This is a genomic window from Ramlibacter sp. GS1-15 (assembly GCF_057785015.1).
Genome location: NZ_JBYNTU010000001.1, coordinates 695,157 through 710,166, shown reverse-complemented (window position 1 = coordinate 710,166; position 15,010 = coordinate 695,157). Strand labels below are relative to the sequence as shown.

Here is a 15,010-nt window from a genome sequence, read left to right as displayed (position 1 = left end):
CTGCACATGCGAGAAGGACACACGAACGTCATCTACCGCGCCGATTACCGGCCGCCCGCCTACTGGATCGACAGCGTCGAACTCACGTTCGACCTGGACCCGGCCAAGACGCGCGTGCTCAATCGCATGAAGGTGCGGCGCAACGACCAGGTCGAGGCGCAGGCGCTGCGCCTGGACGGCGAGGAACTCAATCTCGCGCGCGTGCTGGTCGACGGCCAGGGCACCTCGTTCAAGCTGGAGGACAACCAGCTGGTGCTGGAGAACCTGCCGGCCGAACCGTTCGAGCTGGAGATCTTCACGACCTGCGCGCCGGGCAAGAACACCAAGCTCTCGGGCCTGTACACGAGCAACGATTCCTTCTTCACGCAGTGCGAAGCCGAGGGCTTTCGCCGGATCACGTATTTCCTCGACCGCCCCGACGTGATGGCCAGCTACACGGTGCTGATCCGCGCCGACAAGGACAAGTACCCGGTCCTGCTGTCCAACGGCAACCTGGTCGAGCAAGGCGAGCTGGGCGACGGCCGCCACTTCGCGAAGTGGGTCGACCCGTTCAGGAAGCCCAGCTATCTGTTCGCGCTCGTCGCCGGCCAGCTCGTCGCCCGCGAGCAGCGCATCACCTCGCGCGCGGGCCGCGACCACCTGCTGCAGGTCTACGTGCGCGCCGGTGACCTGGACAAGACCGAGCACGCGATGAACTCGCTGATCAAGTCGGTCGCGTGGGACGAGGCGCGCTTCGGGCTGTCGCTGGACCTCGAGCGCTTCATGATCGTCGCGACCAGCGACTTCAACATGGGCGCGATGGAGAACAAGGGCCTGAACATCTTCAACACGAAGTACGTCCTGGCGTCGCAGGCCACCGCCACCGACATGGACTTCTTCAACATCGAGTCCGTCGTCGGCCACGAGTACTTCCACAACTGGACCGGCAACCGCGTCACCTGTCGCGACTGGTTCCAGCTGTCGCTGAAGGAAGGCCTGACGGTCTTCCGCGACCAGGAATTCAGCCAGGACCTCGCGGGCGAGGCCTCGGCACGCGCGGTGCGCCGCATCGAGGACGTGCGCGTGCTGCGCACGGCGCAGTTCCCCGAGGACGCCGGCCCGATGGCGCACCCGGTGCGGCCCGACCAGTACCTGGAGATCAACAACTTCTACACGGTCACGATCTACGAAAAGGGTGCGGAGGTCGTGCGCATGCAGCAGACGCTGGTCGGACGCGAGGGCTTCCGCCGCGGCATGGACCTGTACTTCCAGCGCCACGACGGCCAGGCCGTGACCTGCGACGATTTCGCGCAGGCGATCGCGGATGCCAATCCCGAATCGAAGCTAGCGCAGTGCCTCGACCAGTTCAAGCGCTGGTACTCGCAGTCGGGGACGCCGCGCGTGAAGGTCGCGCGCGAGTGGGATGCCGCTGCCGGCATCTACAAGCTCACGCTGTCGCAATCGTGCCCGCCCACCGCGGGCCAGGCGGTGAAGCAGCCTTTCGTGATCCCGATCGCGCTCGGCCTGATCGGCAACGACGGCCGCGAACTCGCGAGCGGCCTTCACGTGCTCACGCAGGAGAGCGAGACGCTCACGTTCCCCGGCCTGCAGTCCGAGCCGGTGCCGTCGCTGCTTCGCGGGTTCTCCGCGCCGGTCGTCCTGGAGTGCGACTACAGCGACGAGCAGCTCCTCACGCTCCTCGAACACGACACCGACCCGTTCAACAGGTGGGAAGCCGGCCAGCGCCTGGCGCTCAATCGCGCCCTCGCGTTCCTGCGCGAGCCCGGCCTGACCAAGAACGACGTGCGGCTCGACGAGCCCTATGTCGAGGCGATGCGCCGCATCCTGCGTCACCCGCAACTCGACGCCGCGTTCAAGGACCTCGTGCTCACGCTGCCCGCCGAGAGCTATATCGGCGAACAGCTCGATGTCGTCGATCCGCAGCAGGTCCACGCGGTGCGCGAAGGCATGCGCGAACAACTCGCGCTGGCGCTGCTGCCGGACTGGGAATGGGCGTATGAAGAGAACAAGGACACCGGCGCCTACGTGCCCGAGCCGCAGTCGGCCGGGCGCCGTTCGCTCGCCGGCCTCGCGCTCCTGAACCTGTGCCTGGCCGCGCGCAAGAACGGCGACACGGTGTGGCCGGGCAAGGCGCTGCAGCGTTTCAAGGACGCGAGCAACATGACCGACCGCTTCAATGCGCTGACCGCCCTGGTCATCGCCGGCAGCGGGCTGGCGCCTGCCGCGCTGGACCGGTTCCACGCCCAGTTCAAGCACGAGGCGCTCGTCATCGACAAATGGTTCGCGCTGCAGGCGGGCGCGCCCGACCGCGGCGGCAACGTCCTGGGCATCGTGAAGCAGCTGATGTCCCATCCGGACTTCACGCTGCGCAACCCGAATCGTGCGCGCGCGCTGATCTTCGCGTTCTGCAATGCGAACTCCGGCGCGTTCCATCGCGCCGATGCGGCGGGCTACGTGTTCTGGAGCGAGCGCGTGATCGAGATCGACGGCATCAACCCGCAGCTGGCCGCGCGCCTGGCCCGGGCGATGGACCGCTGGAAGAAGCTGGCCGAGCCGCAGCGCAGCGCCGCCCGCGAGGCGATCGCGCGCGTGGCCGCGAAGCCGGACCTGTCGAACGACGTGCGCGAGGTGGTCTCGCGCGCGCTCGCGGATTGAGGAGAACCATGGCGACGAAAAAGAAGAACGCGTTCTACGCGCAGTCCGGCGGCGTGACGGCCGTCATCAACGCTTCCGCCTGCGGCGTGATCGAGACCGCGCGAACCAACAAGGACAAGATCGGCAAGGTCTACGCCGGCCGCAACGGCATCATCGGCGCTCTGACGGAAGACCTGATCGACACCAGCAAGGAATCGGCCTCGGCGATCGCCCAGCTGCGCTACACGCCGTCCGGCGCGTTCGGCTCGTGCCGCTACAAGCTCAAGTCGCTGGAAGCGAACAAGCGCGAGTACGAGCGCCTGATCGAGGTCTTCAAGGCCCACGATATCGGCTACTTCTTCTACAACGGCGGCGGGGACTCGGCCGACACCTGCTACAAGGTCTCGCAGCTCTCGGAAGCCATGGGCTACCCGATCCAGGCGATCCACGTGCCCAAGACCGTGGACAACGACCTGCCGATCACCGACTGCTGCCCCGGCTTCGGCTCGGTCGCCAAGTACGTGGCCGTGTCGGCGCTCGAGGCATCCTTCGACGTGCGTTCCATGGCGAAGACCTCGACCAAGGTCTTCGTGCTGGAAGTCATGGGTCGCCACGCCGGCTGGATCGCGGCTGCGGGCGGCCTGATCGAGGATCACGGCATCCCGGTCGTCGTGCTGTTCCCCGAAATCGAGTTCGACGAGAAGAAGTTCCTCGCGCGCGTCGACGCGCTGGTGAAGAAGCACGGCTACGTGACGATCGTGGTGAGCGAAGGCTGCCATTACCCGGACGGCAGCTTCCTCGCCGAACAGGGCACGAAGGACGCCTTCGGCCACGCGCAACTGGGCGGCGCCGCGCCGGTGGTCGCCAACATGGTGAAGAACGCGCTGGGCCACAAGTTCCACTGGGCCGTCGCGGACTACCTGCAGCGCGCCGCGCGCCACATCGCGTCGAAGACCGACGTGAAGCAGGCCTACGAGCTGGGCGTGGCCGCGGTGAAGCTCGCGCTCAAGGGGCACAACGCCGTGATGCCGACCGTCGACCGCGTGAGCGACAAGCCCTACAAGTACAAGATCGGCGTGGCCCCGCTCGCGAAGGTGGCGAACGTCGAGAAGTTCATGCCGCGCGACTTCATCACGGCCGACGGCTTCGGCATCACCGACAAGTGCCGCCGCTACCTGCTGCCGCTGATCCAGGGCGAGGACTACCCGAAGTACGCCGGTGGCCTGCCGGTGTACGCGACGATGAAGAACGTCGCCGTGGAAAAGAAGCTGCCGGCCTTCGACCTGAGGTGAGAACTGCGCCCGAAAGGGCGCAGCGCATCTCAGTCCAGCAGGCGGCCGTCGGCGTCGATGCGGTGCACCTCGCCGAGGCCCAGCTTGCGGATACCGGCTTCGACCTTCGCCATGTCGCCCACGACGACCCACACCTGCCGGTCGGCAAGGATGGAGCGGCGCGCGAGCTCGTTGGCCTGCGCCGGCGTCAGCGCCAGCGCCGTCGGCGTGAAGCGCGTGTAGTAGTCCTGCGGCAGCCTGTACTGCACGATGCTGCGGTACGCGCCCGACAGTTGTGCCGCCGTTTCGTAGCGGCCGGGCAGCGCGAGCGTCTCGCGCTTTTGCACCTGCGTGAGCTCGTCGGGCGTGATCGGCCGCCCGCCCGCGACGCCTGCGTACTCGCCCGCGATCTCCTTGAACGCCTCGGCCGTCTTGTCGGTCTGCACCGGCGACTGCGAGATCAGCAGGCGCTGGCCCGTCACCATGGGCGAGAGAGAGCTGAACACGCCATAGGACCAGTGCTTGTCCTCGCGCAGGTTCATGTTCATGCGCGAGCTGAAATTTCCGCCGAACACGCCGTTCACCAGCTGCAGCTGCACGAGCTCCTCGGGATTCTTCGGCTGCGCCAGCTGCGCGCCCACGATCACGCTTTGCAGCGAACCGGGCCGGTCCATCAGGTAGACCACGGACTTCGCGGGCGGCTGCACGGGCGCGATGTTCTTGGCGGGCACGTCGCCCCGCGCCCAGCCCGCGAAGGCCTTCTCGAGCAGCGGCTTGATCGCGGCTTGCGTGGTGTCGCCCACCACCAGCAGCACCGCGTTGTTCGGACGGAACCAGCTGCGGTGGAACGCCGCCAGGTCCTCGCGCGTGGCGCGCTTGACGGCCGCTTCGGTTCCCGTGCCCGTCAGCGGTTGCGCATAGGCGTGGCCGCTGCCGAACAGCAGCGGGGCCAGCACACGCATGGGCGCCGAACGCGGATCGGACTTCTCGCGCGCGATGGCGGCCAGCTGGCGCACGCGCACGCGCTCGAGTTCATCTGCCGGAAAGGCCGGATGCAGCACGATGTCCGCGTAGATGTCCAAAGCGCGCGGCAGCGTGGTGCGCAGCGCATTCAGGTCCACCGACACGCCGTCGAGATTCGCGTTCGTGCCCAGTGTCGCGCCCAGGGTCTCGAGCTCCTCGCTGATGCGCGCGGCGTTGCGGGTGGCCGTGCCCTCTTCCATCATGCGCAGGGTCAGCGTCGCCAGGCCCGGCATGTCCTTCGGATCGGCCGCATAGCCGCTGTCCACGAGCAGCGAGAGGTTCACGACGGGCGCGGTGTGGCGCTCGGCCACCAGCACCTTCAGGCCGTTCGCGAGCGTGAACTCCTGCAGCGGCGGCATCTTCAGCTCCTGCGGGCCGCCCACCGGCGCACCGGCCTTGCGGTCGAACGCGGGGGCTGCGGCGGCTGCCACTTCCGGATACGGCTGCACCTGCAGCACGTAGTCGCCGTCGGCCAGCCATTCGACCATCGCCTTGTGCACGCTCGCCGGCGTCGCTTCCTTGATGCGGCGCACGTACTTCTTGTAGCACTCGGGATCGGCGGCGTACGTCATGCATTGCGCCAGCGTGTCGCTCTTGCCGCCGAAGCCGCCGATGCGCTCGGCGCCGCGCGCGTAGCGCGCGAGGATGGTGGTGCGGGCCAGCTCCAGCTCCGCCGCGGTAGGACCGGTGCGCAGCAAGGCCTGCAACTCCTGCGCGGCGGCCCCTTCCATCCTGTGCACGTCGGCGCCGGGACGCGCCGTGAGCGTCATTCCGAACTGGCCGGCGATCTCGCTGCTGTCGTTGCTGGCCTCCACCGCGGTCGCGAGCTGGTCCTTGTAGACCAGCCGCTTGTACAGGCGCGAGGTCTTGCCGCCGCCGAGCACCTGCGCCGCGAGGTCGAGCAACGGCTCCTCGGGCGTGTTCGCCCCGGGCACGTTCCACACGCGGTAGATGCGCGCCTGCGGCACACGGTCCTGCACGGCGGCGCGGTGCGTGCCGGTCATCTTGGCGACCCACGCATGCTGGCGCGCGATCGGCGGGCCGGGCGGGATGTCGCCGTAATACTTCTCCACCTTCTGGCGCGCGGCCTCGGGCGTGATGTCGCCGGCCAGCACGAGGGTGACGTTGTTCGGGCCGTAGTAGGTCTTGAACCACTCGCGCACGTCGTCCATCGACGCCGCATCGAGGTCCTTCATCGAGCCGATCACGGTCCACGAGTACGGGTGCCCCTTGGGCCAGGTGTTCTCGGTGAGGATTTCCTCGACCACGCCATAGGGCTGGTTCTCGCGCTGGCGCTTCTCGTTCTGCACCACGCCGCGCTGCAGGTCCAGCTTCTTCTGGTCCAGCACGCCCAGCAGGTGGCCCATGCGGTCGCTCTCGGCGAACAGCACGTAATCGAGCATCGACGTGGGCACGTTCTGGAAATAGTTCGTGCGGTCCTGGTTGGTGGTGCCGTTCAGGTCGGTGGCGCCGATGGCCGACAGCGCCGAGAGGTAGGTCTTGTCGAAGTTCTCGCTGCCGCTGAACATCAGGTGCTCGAACAGGTGCGCGAAACCGGTCTTGCCCGGCCGCTCGTTTTTCGAGCCCACGTGGTACCAGGTGTTCACGGCCACCACCGGCAGCTTGTGGTCCTCGTGCACCAGCACCGTCAGGCCGTTCTTCAGCACGAACTTCGTGTACGGGATGTCGGGCACCGGCACATCGGCGGTTTGCGCGCTTGCATGCATCGCGCCGGCAAGCGCGATCGTGGCGAGCGCGGCACGCGCCCACGTCGTCTTCTTCATGGTTTCCCCCTCAGGCTTGCGCGTGGTATCCGCGCGGAATCGCGGCCAGCAGCTGCTTCGTGTACGGATGCTGCGGGTTCGCGTAGATGTCCTCGGCGCTGCCGCGCTCGACCACTTCGCCACGGCTCATGACGAGGATGTCGTCGGCCATGTACTTCACTACCGCCAGGTCGTGACTGATGAATACGTAGGTGAGGCCGAACTCCTCCTGCAGGTCCAGCAGCAGGTTCAGCACCGTGGCCTGAACGCTCACGTCCAGCGCGCTCACGCTCTCGTCGCAGACGATGATCTCCGGCCGCATCGTGAGGCAGCGCGCGATCGCGATGCGCTGGCGCTGGCCGCCGGAGAACTCGTGCGGGTACTTGCCGAAGGCCGCCTGCGGCAGGCCCACGCGCTCGAGCCAGCCCAGCGCGAGGCGGGCCCGCTCGTCGTCGCTCGCACCGATGCCGTGGATCTTCATCGGCTCCATCAGGATCTGGCCGACCGTGAAGCGCGGGTTGAGGCTGGCGTACGGGTTCTGGAAGATGATCTGGATGCGCGGGCGGAACGGCCGCAGCGCCTTGCCTTCGAGCTGCGCGAGGTCCTGCCCTTCGAACAGGATGCGCCCGCCCGTGGCCTGCGTCAGCCGCGTGAGCATCATGCCCACCGTCGTCTTGCCCGAGCCCGATTCGCCCACCACGCCCAGCGTGCGGCCCTTGTGCAGCACGAAGTCCGCACCCTTCACGGCATCGACCGCCTTGCGCTGGAACAGCCCCGTCTTGAGCTTGTAGGTTTTCGCGAGGCCTTGCACCTCGATCAGCGCGGGACCCTCGACGGGTCGCGGCTTGCGCTGCTCCGTCACGAGCGGCCGGTTGTTCACGATGTCGTCGATCACCGGCAGGCGGCGCGGCCGCGTGTCCAGGCGCGGTCGGCAGGCCAGCAGGGCGCGTGTGTACGAATCCTTGGGCGCGTCGAAAATCTCCCTGACGGACCCCGCCTCGCGCACGATGCCGTGACGCATCACGACGACCTGCCTGGCCACCTCGCCGACGAGGCCCAGGTCGTGCGAGATGAACAGCATGCTCATCTTCTTGCGTTCCTGCAGCTTGGCGAGCAGGTCCACGATCTGGCGCTGCACCGTGACGTCGAGCGCGGTGGTCGGCTCGTCGGCGATCAGCAGCTTGGGCTCGCAGGCGATCGCCATCGCGATCATCAGGCGCTGCTGCTGGCCGCCCGAGAGTTCGTGCGGGTAGGCGTTCAGGCGCGCCTTCGCTTCTGGGATGCCGACCTCGGTGAGCAGCTCCAGCGTGCGCTCGCGGATGCCTTTCGCATCCAGCGGCATGTGCATGCGCAGCACTTCGGCGACCTGCTCGCCCACGGTGAGCACCGGGTTCAGCGAAGACATCGGCTCCTGGAACACCACGGAGATGTCCTTGCCACGCATGCGGCGCATCTCCTCGGGCGAGGCTTGCAGCAGGTTGCGGCTACCTTCCCAGAGGACCTGGCTCGCGGGGTCGACCACGGCGTTGTCCGGCAGCAGCCGCATGATGCTCATCGCGCTCACGCTCTTGCCGCTGCCCGACTCGCCCACCAGGGCGACGGTGGTGTTGGCGGGCACCTCGAAACTCACGCCCTTCACGGCCTCGTGCAGTTCGTCGCCCAGGCGGAAGGCGACCTTGAGGTCGCGCACTTCGATCAGTTTGTCCATTCCAGCCCCTAGCGCAGTTTCGGGTCCATCGCATCGCGCAACGCGTCGGTGAGCAGCGCGAAGGCGGTGACGAAGACAGCCATGAAGAGCGTGGCCGCCGCGAGCTGCCACCAATAGCCCAGCACCAGCTCGGTCTGCGCGTCCGACAGCATCGTGCCCCAGCTGACCATGTCGATCGGCACGCCGAGCCCGAGGAAGGACAGGATCACCTCGGCCTTGATGAACGAGACCACGTGAAGGCTCAATTGCACGAGCACCACGTGGCTCACGTTCGGCAGGATATGCACGAACATGCGCGAGGCGTGGCTGGCGCCGATGGCCTCGGCCGCTCGCACGTACTCGCGCGAGCGGTGCTTGATGTATTCGGCGCGCACCAGCCGGTAGATGCTGGTCCAGCCGACGGCGCTCAGGATGATGACCACCGCGGCGATGCCGTTCGTGAAGGTCTTCGCGAGCGGCCCCGACTTGAAGATGGCCGCGAGCGCGAAGATCAGCAGGATGTACGGCATCGCGGTGAAGACGTTGTAGAGCCACTCCAGCGCGTCGTCCACCCAGCCGCCGAAGTAGCCGGCCAACGCGCCGAGGAGCGTGCCGATGATGGTCGCCAGCAGGGCCGCGCAGATGCCCACGAGGATGGAGATCTGCGCGCCCTTGATCGCCTTGGCCAGCACGTCGCGCCCGAGCCGGTCAGCCCCGAACGGACGCGTGTCGGACTTGACGACGATCTCGGTCTTCACCTCGGCGGCGCGCTGGTCCCATTCCTTGTAGCGCGGGGCGAGCGGGTCGACGTCGCTCAGGTCGATGTTGGGGATCCTGGCTGCCTGCTCGTCCACCTGCTCCTGCACGGCGGGGCCGAGGAAGGTCGGCGGCGCGAAGGGCTCGGCAACGTCGCGCTGCCAGTCCGACGCGACGACCCCGAACTGCGCGAGCAGCACCAGCACCAGGAACACCGCCACGACCCAGAGCGACACCACGCCGACGCGGTCGCGCCGCAGCCGCTCCCACGCTTGCGCCCAGACACCGGGAGATTTGGGCAGCGCCACCGCCGCGGTGGGCACGGCTTCGGCCAAAGGTGCGAGCTGGTCCTGCAGGGCGCTCATTTGAACACCACCCGCGGGTCGACCACCTTGTACATGAGGTCCGTGATGAGGTTGATGACCATCGTGAGCACCGCCAGGTAGATCGTCACCGCCTGGATCACGGGGTAATCGCTGCGGTTCACGGCGTTGTAAACCTCGCGCCCGAGCCCGGGTACCGAGAAGAAGATTTCGAGCAGGAACGAGCCGATGAAGATGCCGGGCAGCTGCGTCGCCACGTTGGTCAGGATCGGGATCAGCGCGTTGCGCAGCACGTGCCTGAACAGGATGGCTTTCTCCGGCACGCCCTTGGCGCGCGCGGTGCGCACGTAGTCGTGCCCCATCTCGTCGAGGAAGAAGGTGCGGTACAAGCGCGTGTTCGGCGCCAGGCTCACGAGCACCGCGAGCATCACGGGCAGCGGGGTGAACACCGTGAGGTTGGTCCAGAGGCTGTTGGTCCAGCCCTGCACCGGGAACCACCCGAGCCGGAACGCGAACAGGTACTGCGCGACGATCACGTAGACGAGGAAGCTGATCGACAGCGCGAGGGTCGTGATGATCATGACCGCCCGGTCGGTGAGGCTGCCGCGCACGTAAGCGACCGCCATGCCCGCCACCGTGCCCAGCACCACTTCCAGCACCATGATGGGCACCATGATGGTCAGCGTCGCCGGCAGGCGCGTGCGGAAGATGTTGGAAATCGCCTCGTTGGTCGTCCAGCTGCGGCCCCAGTCGAACGTGACCACCTGCTGCACGAAGATCCACAGCTGCTCCAGCACCGACTTGTCCAGGCCAAGCTGCTTGCGGATGGAGGCGATCTGTTGCGGCGTCGCCCGCAATCCCCCCAGGATCTCTGCTGGGTCACCCCCGAAATACTTGAAGAGGAAAAATACCAGCAGGATCACTCCGACCAGGGTCGGAATCATCTGCCAAATCCGTCTTATGGCGTATGAAAGCATTTGTTGGAGCCGCGTCGGGGGTGGGACGGCAGCACATGACTTAGGGGAAACCGCTCGTGGCGGGACTCTGGGCGCGCATTATGCTTGCGGCCTCGCGATCCCGTATAGGTGTTTCCAAGCATGAACATCAAGAACTGGGCCCGGGCCATCAGCCTGTGCCTGGCACTGGGCGCCGCCTCCTACCCGTGTGGCGCGCAAAGTCCCTCCCCACCGGCCGAAAAGGTCTTTCGCTACGCGTTCCCGATCGCCGAGACGGGGTTCGATCCCGCGCAGTTGTCCGATCTGTATTCGCGGATCGTCACCGCCAACATTTTCGAGTGTTTGTACGGTTACGACTACCTCGCCCGTCCCGCCAAGGTCGTGCCTGCGCTGGCCGAAGGCATGCCGCAGATCTCGAGCGACTTCAGGACGTACACGGTCAAGCTGCGCCACGGCGTCCATTTCGCCGACGACGCCGCATTCAACGGCAAGAAGCGCGAGCTCACCGCGCAGGACGTCGTCTACACGTTCAAGCGCTTCTACGACCCGGTCACCAAGAGCCCGTCGCTCTCGAGCATGCTGGAAGAGGGGATCGTCGGCCTGGAGGAACTGAACAAGCGAGCGGTCGAAACGGGAAAGTTCGACTACGACACGCCGGTCGAAGGGATCCAGGCATTGGATCGCTACACGGTGCAGTTCAAGCTGCAGCGGCCCCGCCCGCGCTTCATCTACACGCTCGCCGACCCTGGCGTCGCCGGCATCGTCGCCCGCGAAGTCGTCGAGAAATACGGCCCCGCCATCATGGAGCACCCCGTGGGCACCGGCGCGTTCATGCTCAGCGAATGGCGGCGCGCGTCCAAGATCACGCTGGTCAAGAATCCCAACTACCACGAGGTCTACTACACCGCCGAGCCGCCCGCCGATGACGCGAAGTCGCAGGCGATCTACGCGAAGCTCAAGGGCAAGCGCCTGCCGCTCCTCGACAGGGTCGAGGTCTCGATCATCGAGGAGCCGCAGCCGCGCTGGCTTGCGTTCCTGAACAAGGAACAGGAGTTCGTCGAGCGGCTGCCCTACGCGTACGCGCCCGAAGTTGTGCCGCACAACAAGCTCGCGCCCAAGCTGGAAAGGCGCGGCATCCAGCTCGAACGCGTGCCGCTCTCGGACGTGACGTTCATGTACTGGAACCTGCAGGACCCGGTGGTCGGTGGCTACACGCCCGAGAAGATCGCATTGCGGCGCGCCATGGCGCTCGCGTATAACGCGCAGGACGAAGTGAAGCTGCCGCGTCGCGGTCAGGCGATCGTTGCGCAAGGCCCGATCATGCCGCGGACCAGCAGCTACGACCCCAACTTCCGCTCCGAGATGGGCACGTACGACGTGGCGCGCGCGAAGGCGCTGCTGGACATGTACGGCTACAAGGACCGCGACGGCGACGGCTGGCGCGAACTGCCCGACGGCTCACCCCTGTCGATCGACTATTACACGCTCGCCTCCGCCGATTACCGTGAACTGGACGAGATCTTCAAGCGCTGCATGGACGCGATCGGCATCAAGGTGGTGCTGCGGATCGGCAAGTGGCCGGATCACCTGAAGAACGCGCGCGCAGGAAGACTGCAGATGTGGGCGCTGGGCCTTTCGGCGAGCACGCCGGACAGCGGCCCCTCTCTCTCGTATGGCTACAGCAAATCCTGGGGCGAGGACGACATCGCATTCTTCAAGAACGCGAAGTTCGACGAGCTGTACGAGAAGCAGGGCTTGATGCCCGACGGCCCGGAGCGCGACGCCGTGCTTCGCGAGGCCGTGAAGATCATGGTGGCGTACATGCCCTACAAGTACCGCACGCACCGCATCGGCATCGACCTCACGCAGCCCTGGGTGGTCGGGTACCGCCGCCATCCCTTTGCGCGCGATTTCTGGCGCTACATCGATATCGACACCTCGAAACTCCCGAACAAATGAAAAAGACCTCCCTTACCCTCGCCGGTGTCCTGGCGCTCGCCCTTGCGCTGCCCGCTTCCGCCGCGCTCGTTCCCCCCGGCGTACAGCTGCACGCGACGCAGACGCTGATCCGCAACAACGGCTCCGAGCCCGAGTCGCTCGACCCGGCGGTGGCCGAAACCGTCGGCGCCAACAACATCACGCGCGACCTGTTCGAGGGCCTCACGGCCAACAACATCGACGGCAAGATCGTCCCCGGCGTCGCCGAAAGCTGGCGCCAGGTGAATGCGATCACCTGGGTGTTCAAGCTGCGCCAGAACGCCAAGTGGTCCAACGGCGACCCGGTCACCGCGCAGGACTGCGTGTACGGCATCCAGCGCTTCCTCGACCCGAAGACGGCCTCGAAGTACGCCTCGACCTACGGCGTGTTCCTGCTCAATGGCAAGGAGGTCGCGGCCGGCAAGATGCCGCCCAGCGCCGTCGGCGTGAAGGCGCTGGACAAGTACACAGTGGAGATCAAGACCGCCTTCCCGGTCTCCTTCCTGCCCTCGCTGCTGTCCAACAACAACCTCGGCCCGGTGCACAAGGCCACCGTCGAGAAGTTCGGCAAGGACTGGACCAAGCCGGGCAACATGGTGAGCAACGGCGCCTACGTGCTGAAGGAATGGGTGGTCAACCGCAGCGTCGTCATCGAGAAGAACCCGAACTACTGGGACGCCGCGAACGTGCAGCTCACGCGCGTGACCTACCTGGGCGTCGAGGACGGCAACGTCGACGTGAAACTGTACGAAGGCGGCCAGAACGAATGGGTGTACCAGCTGCCGCCCGGCACCTTCGACGACCTGAAGAAGAAGTACCCGAAGGAGATCCGCAACGCCCCGATGCTGGGCCTGCGCTTCTACGACTTCCAGACCAAGAGCGCGGCATTCAAGGACGTGCGCGTGCGCAAGGCACTGTCGATGGTGCTGGACCGCGACATCCTCGCCAACAAGATCACCGCCGACGGCCAGCTGCCGTTGTACGGCCTGATCGTCAAGGGCATGGAAGGCGCGGACATGACCGAGTACGACTGGGCGCACTGGCCCATGGCGAAGAAGGTCGAGGAAGCCAGGAAGCTGCTGGCCGAGGCCGGCGTGAAGCCGGGCACGAAGTTCACGTTCTCCTACAACAACAGCGAGTACCACAAGAAGATGGCGATCTTCGCGCAGTCGGAGTGGAAGACGAAGCTGGGCATCAACATCGAACTCGAGGCGATGGAATTCAAGGTACTGGTGAAGAAGCGCCACGACGGCGCCTTCGAGATGGCGCGCGACGGCTTCATCGCCGACTACAACGACGCCACCAACTTCCTGGCGCTGGTGCGCTGCGACTCGGACCAGAACAACAACTTCAACTGCAACCGCAAGGCCGAGGAGTTGATCCAGCACGCCGAACAGAGCGACGACCCGGTCAAGCGCAAGGAACTTCTCACGCAGGCGACGAAGATCGTGATGGACGACTACCCGATCATCCCGCTGGTGCAGTACTCGCTGCCGCGGCTGGTAAAATCGTACGTTGGCGGGTACTCGCTGCTGAACGCCCAGGATCGCTACCGCAGCAAGGACCTGTACATCGTCAAGCACTGAGTCGCGCGACCCGCGCGGCCGGCATGACGCCCCACGCAGCACCCCGCGCGGGGCGTTTCACCGTTTGAGGAGCCACCACGTATGTGGTCTTACACATTGCGCCGCCTGCTGGCGACGATCCCGACGCTGCTGGCCGTCATCACGGCCTGCTACATCCTCGTGCACGCGGCGCCCGGCGGCCCGTTCGACGAGGAACGCAACGTCTCCGAGGCGGTGCTCGCCAACCTCCAGGCCAAGTACCACCTGGACGAGCCGCCGCTGATGCAGTACCTGCACTACCTGTGGAGCCTGCTGCACGGCGACCTAGGCGCGTCCTTCCGCTATGCCGACTGGTCGGTGAACGACCTGGTGGCGGCGGCGCTGCCGATCTCCCTGTCGATCGGCGGCATCTCGATGGTGTTGTCCATCGTCATCGGCGTGGGGCTCGGCGTGACCGCAGCCCTGCGCCAGAACAGCGCGGTCGATTACGGCGTGATGATGGTCGGCAACCTGGGCAGCGTCTTTCCTTCGTTCGTGATCGGGCCGGTGCTCGTGCTCGTGTTCGCGATCATGCTGCACTGGCTGCCCGCCGGCGGCTGGGACGGCTTCGCCCCAGCCTACATGATCCTGCCGATCGCCCTGCTCACGTTCATCAACGTGGCGACGATCGCGCGCGTGATGCGCGGCAGCCTGATCGAGGTGCTGCACAGCAACTTCATCCGCACCGCGCGCGCCAAGGGCCTGCCCACGCGCGTGGTGGTCCTGCGCCATGCGCTGAAGCCGTCGCTGCTGCCGGTCGTGTCCGTGCTCAGCCCGCTGGCGATTTCGTCGATCACCGCCGCGCTCGTGACCGAAACCGTCTTCTCGCTGCCGGGCATCGGCAAGTTGATGGTCAACGGCGCGGGCAATCGCGACTACACGCTCGTGCTCGGGCTGGTCGTGCTGATCACCGTGATCGCGGTGACGCTCAACTTCCTGGTCGACCTCGCCTACGCGGCGCTCGACCCGAAGATCCGCTACCGCTGAGGCCGGCCCCGATGATGCTTTTCACCCGC

9 protein-coding genes are annotated in these 15,010 nt (G+C 66.4%); 5 read left to right on the top strand and 4 right to left on the bottom strand.

Annotation, left to right across the window (positions count from 1 at the left end; translation table 11 throughout):
- The first annotated feature begins 6 nt into the window (after positions 1–6).
- Both pepN and AC3EF3_RS03495 read left to right on the top strand, forming a co-directional pair.
- On the top strand, positions 7–2,655 hold the full coding sequence (gene pepN / locus AC3EF3_RS03500; protein WP_488530768.1) for an aminopeptidase N: 2,649 nt from the start codon (positions 7–9) through the stop codon (positions 2,653–2,655).
- A gap of 8 nt (positions 2,656–2,663) precedes the next feature.
- Positions 2,664–3,926 (top strand): 6-phosphofructokinase, encoded by a 1,263-nt coding sequence (locus tag AC3EF3_RS03495; protein ID WP_488530767.1) that lies wholly within the window; start codon positions 2,664–2,666, stop codon positions 3,924–3,926.
- 29 nt (positions 3,927–3,955) lie between these two features.
- Here the strand turns inward: AC3EF3_RS03495 and AC3EF3_RS03490 are convergent, their stop codons facing one another.
- From AC3EF3_RS03490 to AC3EF3_RS03475, 4 genes are read right to left on the bottom strand one after another with little or no spacing between them, the layout of a single operon-like run.
- On the bottom strand, positions 3,956–6,712 hold the full coding sequence (locus AC3EF3_RS03490) for a M16 family metallopeptidase (RefSeq protein ID WP_488530766.1): 2,757 nt from the start codon (positions 6,710–6,712) through the stop codon (positions 3,956–3,958).
- 10 nt (positions 6,713–6,722) lie between these two features.
- A complete protein-coding gene (locus AC3EF3_RS03485; RefSeq protein ID WP_488530765.1) occupies positions 6,723–8,399 on the bottom strand; it encodes an ABC transporter ATP-binding protein in 1,677 nt (558 codons plus the stop codon).
- 8 nt (positions 8,400–8,407) lie between these two features.
- On the bottom strand, positions 8,408–9,499 hold the full coding sequence (locus AC3EF3_RS03480; protein ID WP_488530764.1) for an ABC transporter permease: 1,092 nt from the start codon (positions 9,497–9,499) through the stop codon (positions 8,408–8,410).
- Complete coding sequence (locus AC3EF3_RS03475) at positions 9,496–10,434, bottom strand: ABC transporter permease (protein ID WP_488530763.1); 939 nt, start codon at positions 10,432–10,434, stop codon at positions 9,496–9,498. Before AC3EF3_RS03475 ends, AC3EF3_RS03480 begins: the two co-directional genes overlap by 4 nt.
- A gap of 120 nt (positions 10,435–10,554) precedes the next feature.
- Here AC3EF3_RS03475 and AC3EF3_RS03470 point away from each other — a divergent pair, with 120 nt between their 5' ends.
- The 3 genes from AC3EF3_RS03470 to oppB all read left to right on the top strand — a co-directional run bounded on the left by AC3EF3_RS03470 (position 10,555) and on the right by oppB (position 14,981).
- Positions 10,555–12,372: an ABC transporter substrate-binding protein gene (locus AC3EF3_RS03470; protein ID WP_488530762.1), complete on the top strand. Its 1,818-nt coding sequence runs from the start codon at positions 10,555–10,557 to the stop codon at positions 12,370–12,372.
- The gene (locus tag AC3EF3_RS03465) at positions 12,369–13,976 is read left to right on the top strand and encodes a peptide ABC transporter substrate-binding protein (protein ID WP_488530761.1); all 1,608 of its coding nucleotides are present in this window, start codon (positions 12,369–12,371) and stop codon (positions 13,974–13,976) included. Before AC3EF3_RS03470 ends, AC3EF3_RS03465 begins: the two co-directional genes overlap by 4 nt.
- An 81-nt stretch (positions 13,977–14,057) precedes the next feature.
- Positions 14,058–14,981, top strand: a complete 924-nt coding sequence (gene oppB, locus AC3EF3_RS03460; RefSeq protein ID WP_488530760.1) for an oligopeptide ABC transporter permease OppB — start codon at positions 14,058–14,060, stop codon at positions 14,979–14,981.
- Positions 14,982–15,010: the final 29 nt, after the last annotated feature.

Coding starts and splice junctions, on each gene's coding strand:
- pepN (WP_488530768.1), top strand. CDS start 7: ATGCGAGAAGGACACACGAACGTCATCTACCGCGCCGATTACCGGCCG.
- AC3EF3_RS03495 (WP_488530767.1), top strand. CDS start 2,664: ATGGCGACGAAAAAGAAGAACGCGTTCTACGCGCAGTCCGGCGGCGTG.
- AC3EF3_RS03490 (WP_488530766.1), bottom strand. CDS start 6,712: ATGAAGAAGACGACGTGGGCGCGTGCCGCGCTCGCCACGATCGCGCTT.
- AC3EF3_RS03485 (WP_488530765.1), bottom strand. CDS start 8,399: ATGGACAAACTGATCGAAGTGCGCGACCTCAAGGTCGCCTTCCGCCTG.
- AC3EF3_RS03480 (WP_488530764.1), bottom strand. CDS start 9,499: ATGAGCGCCCTGCAGGACCAGCTCGCACCTTTGGCCGAAGCCGTGCCC.
- AC3EF3_RS03475 (WP_488530763.1), bottom strand. CDS start 10,434: ATGCTTTCATACGCCATAAGACGGATTTGGCAGATGATTCCGACCCTG.
- AC3EF3_RS03470 (WP_488530762.1), top strand. CDS start 10,555: ATGAACATCAAGAACTGGGCCCGGGCCATCAGCCTGTGCCTGGCACTG.
- AC3EF3_RS03465 (WP_488530761.1), top strand. CDS start 12,369: ATGAAAAAGACCTCCCTTACCCTCGCCGGTGTCCTGGCGCTCGCCCTT.
- oppB (WP_488530760.1), top strand. CDS start 14,058: ATGTGGTCTTACACATTGCGCCGCCTGCTGGCGACGATCCCGACGCTG.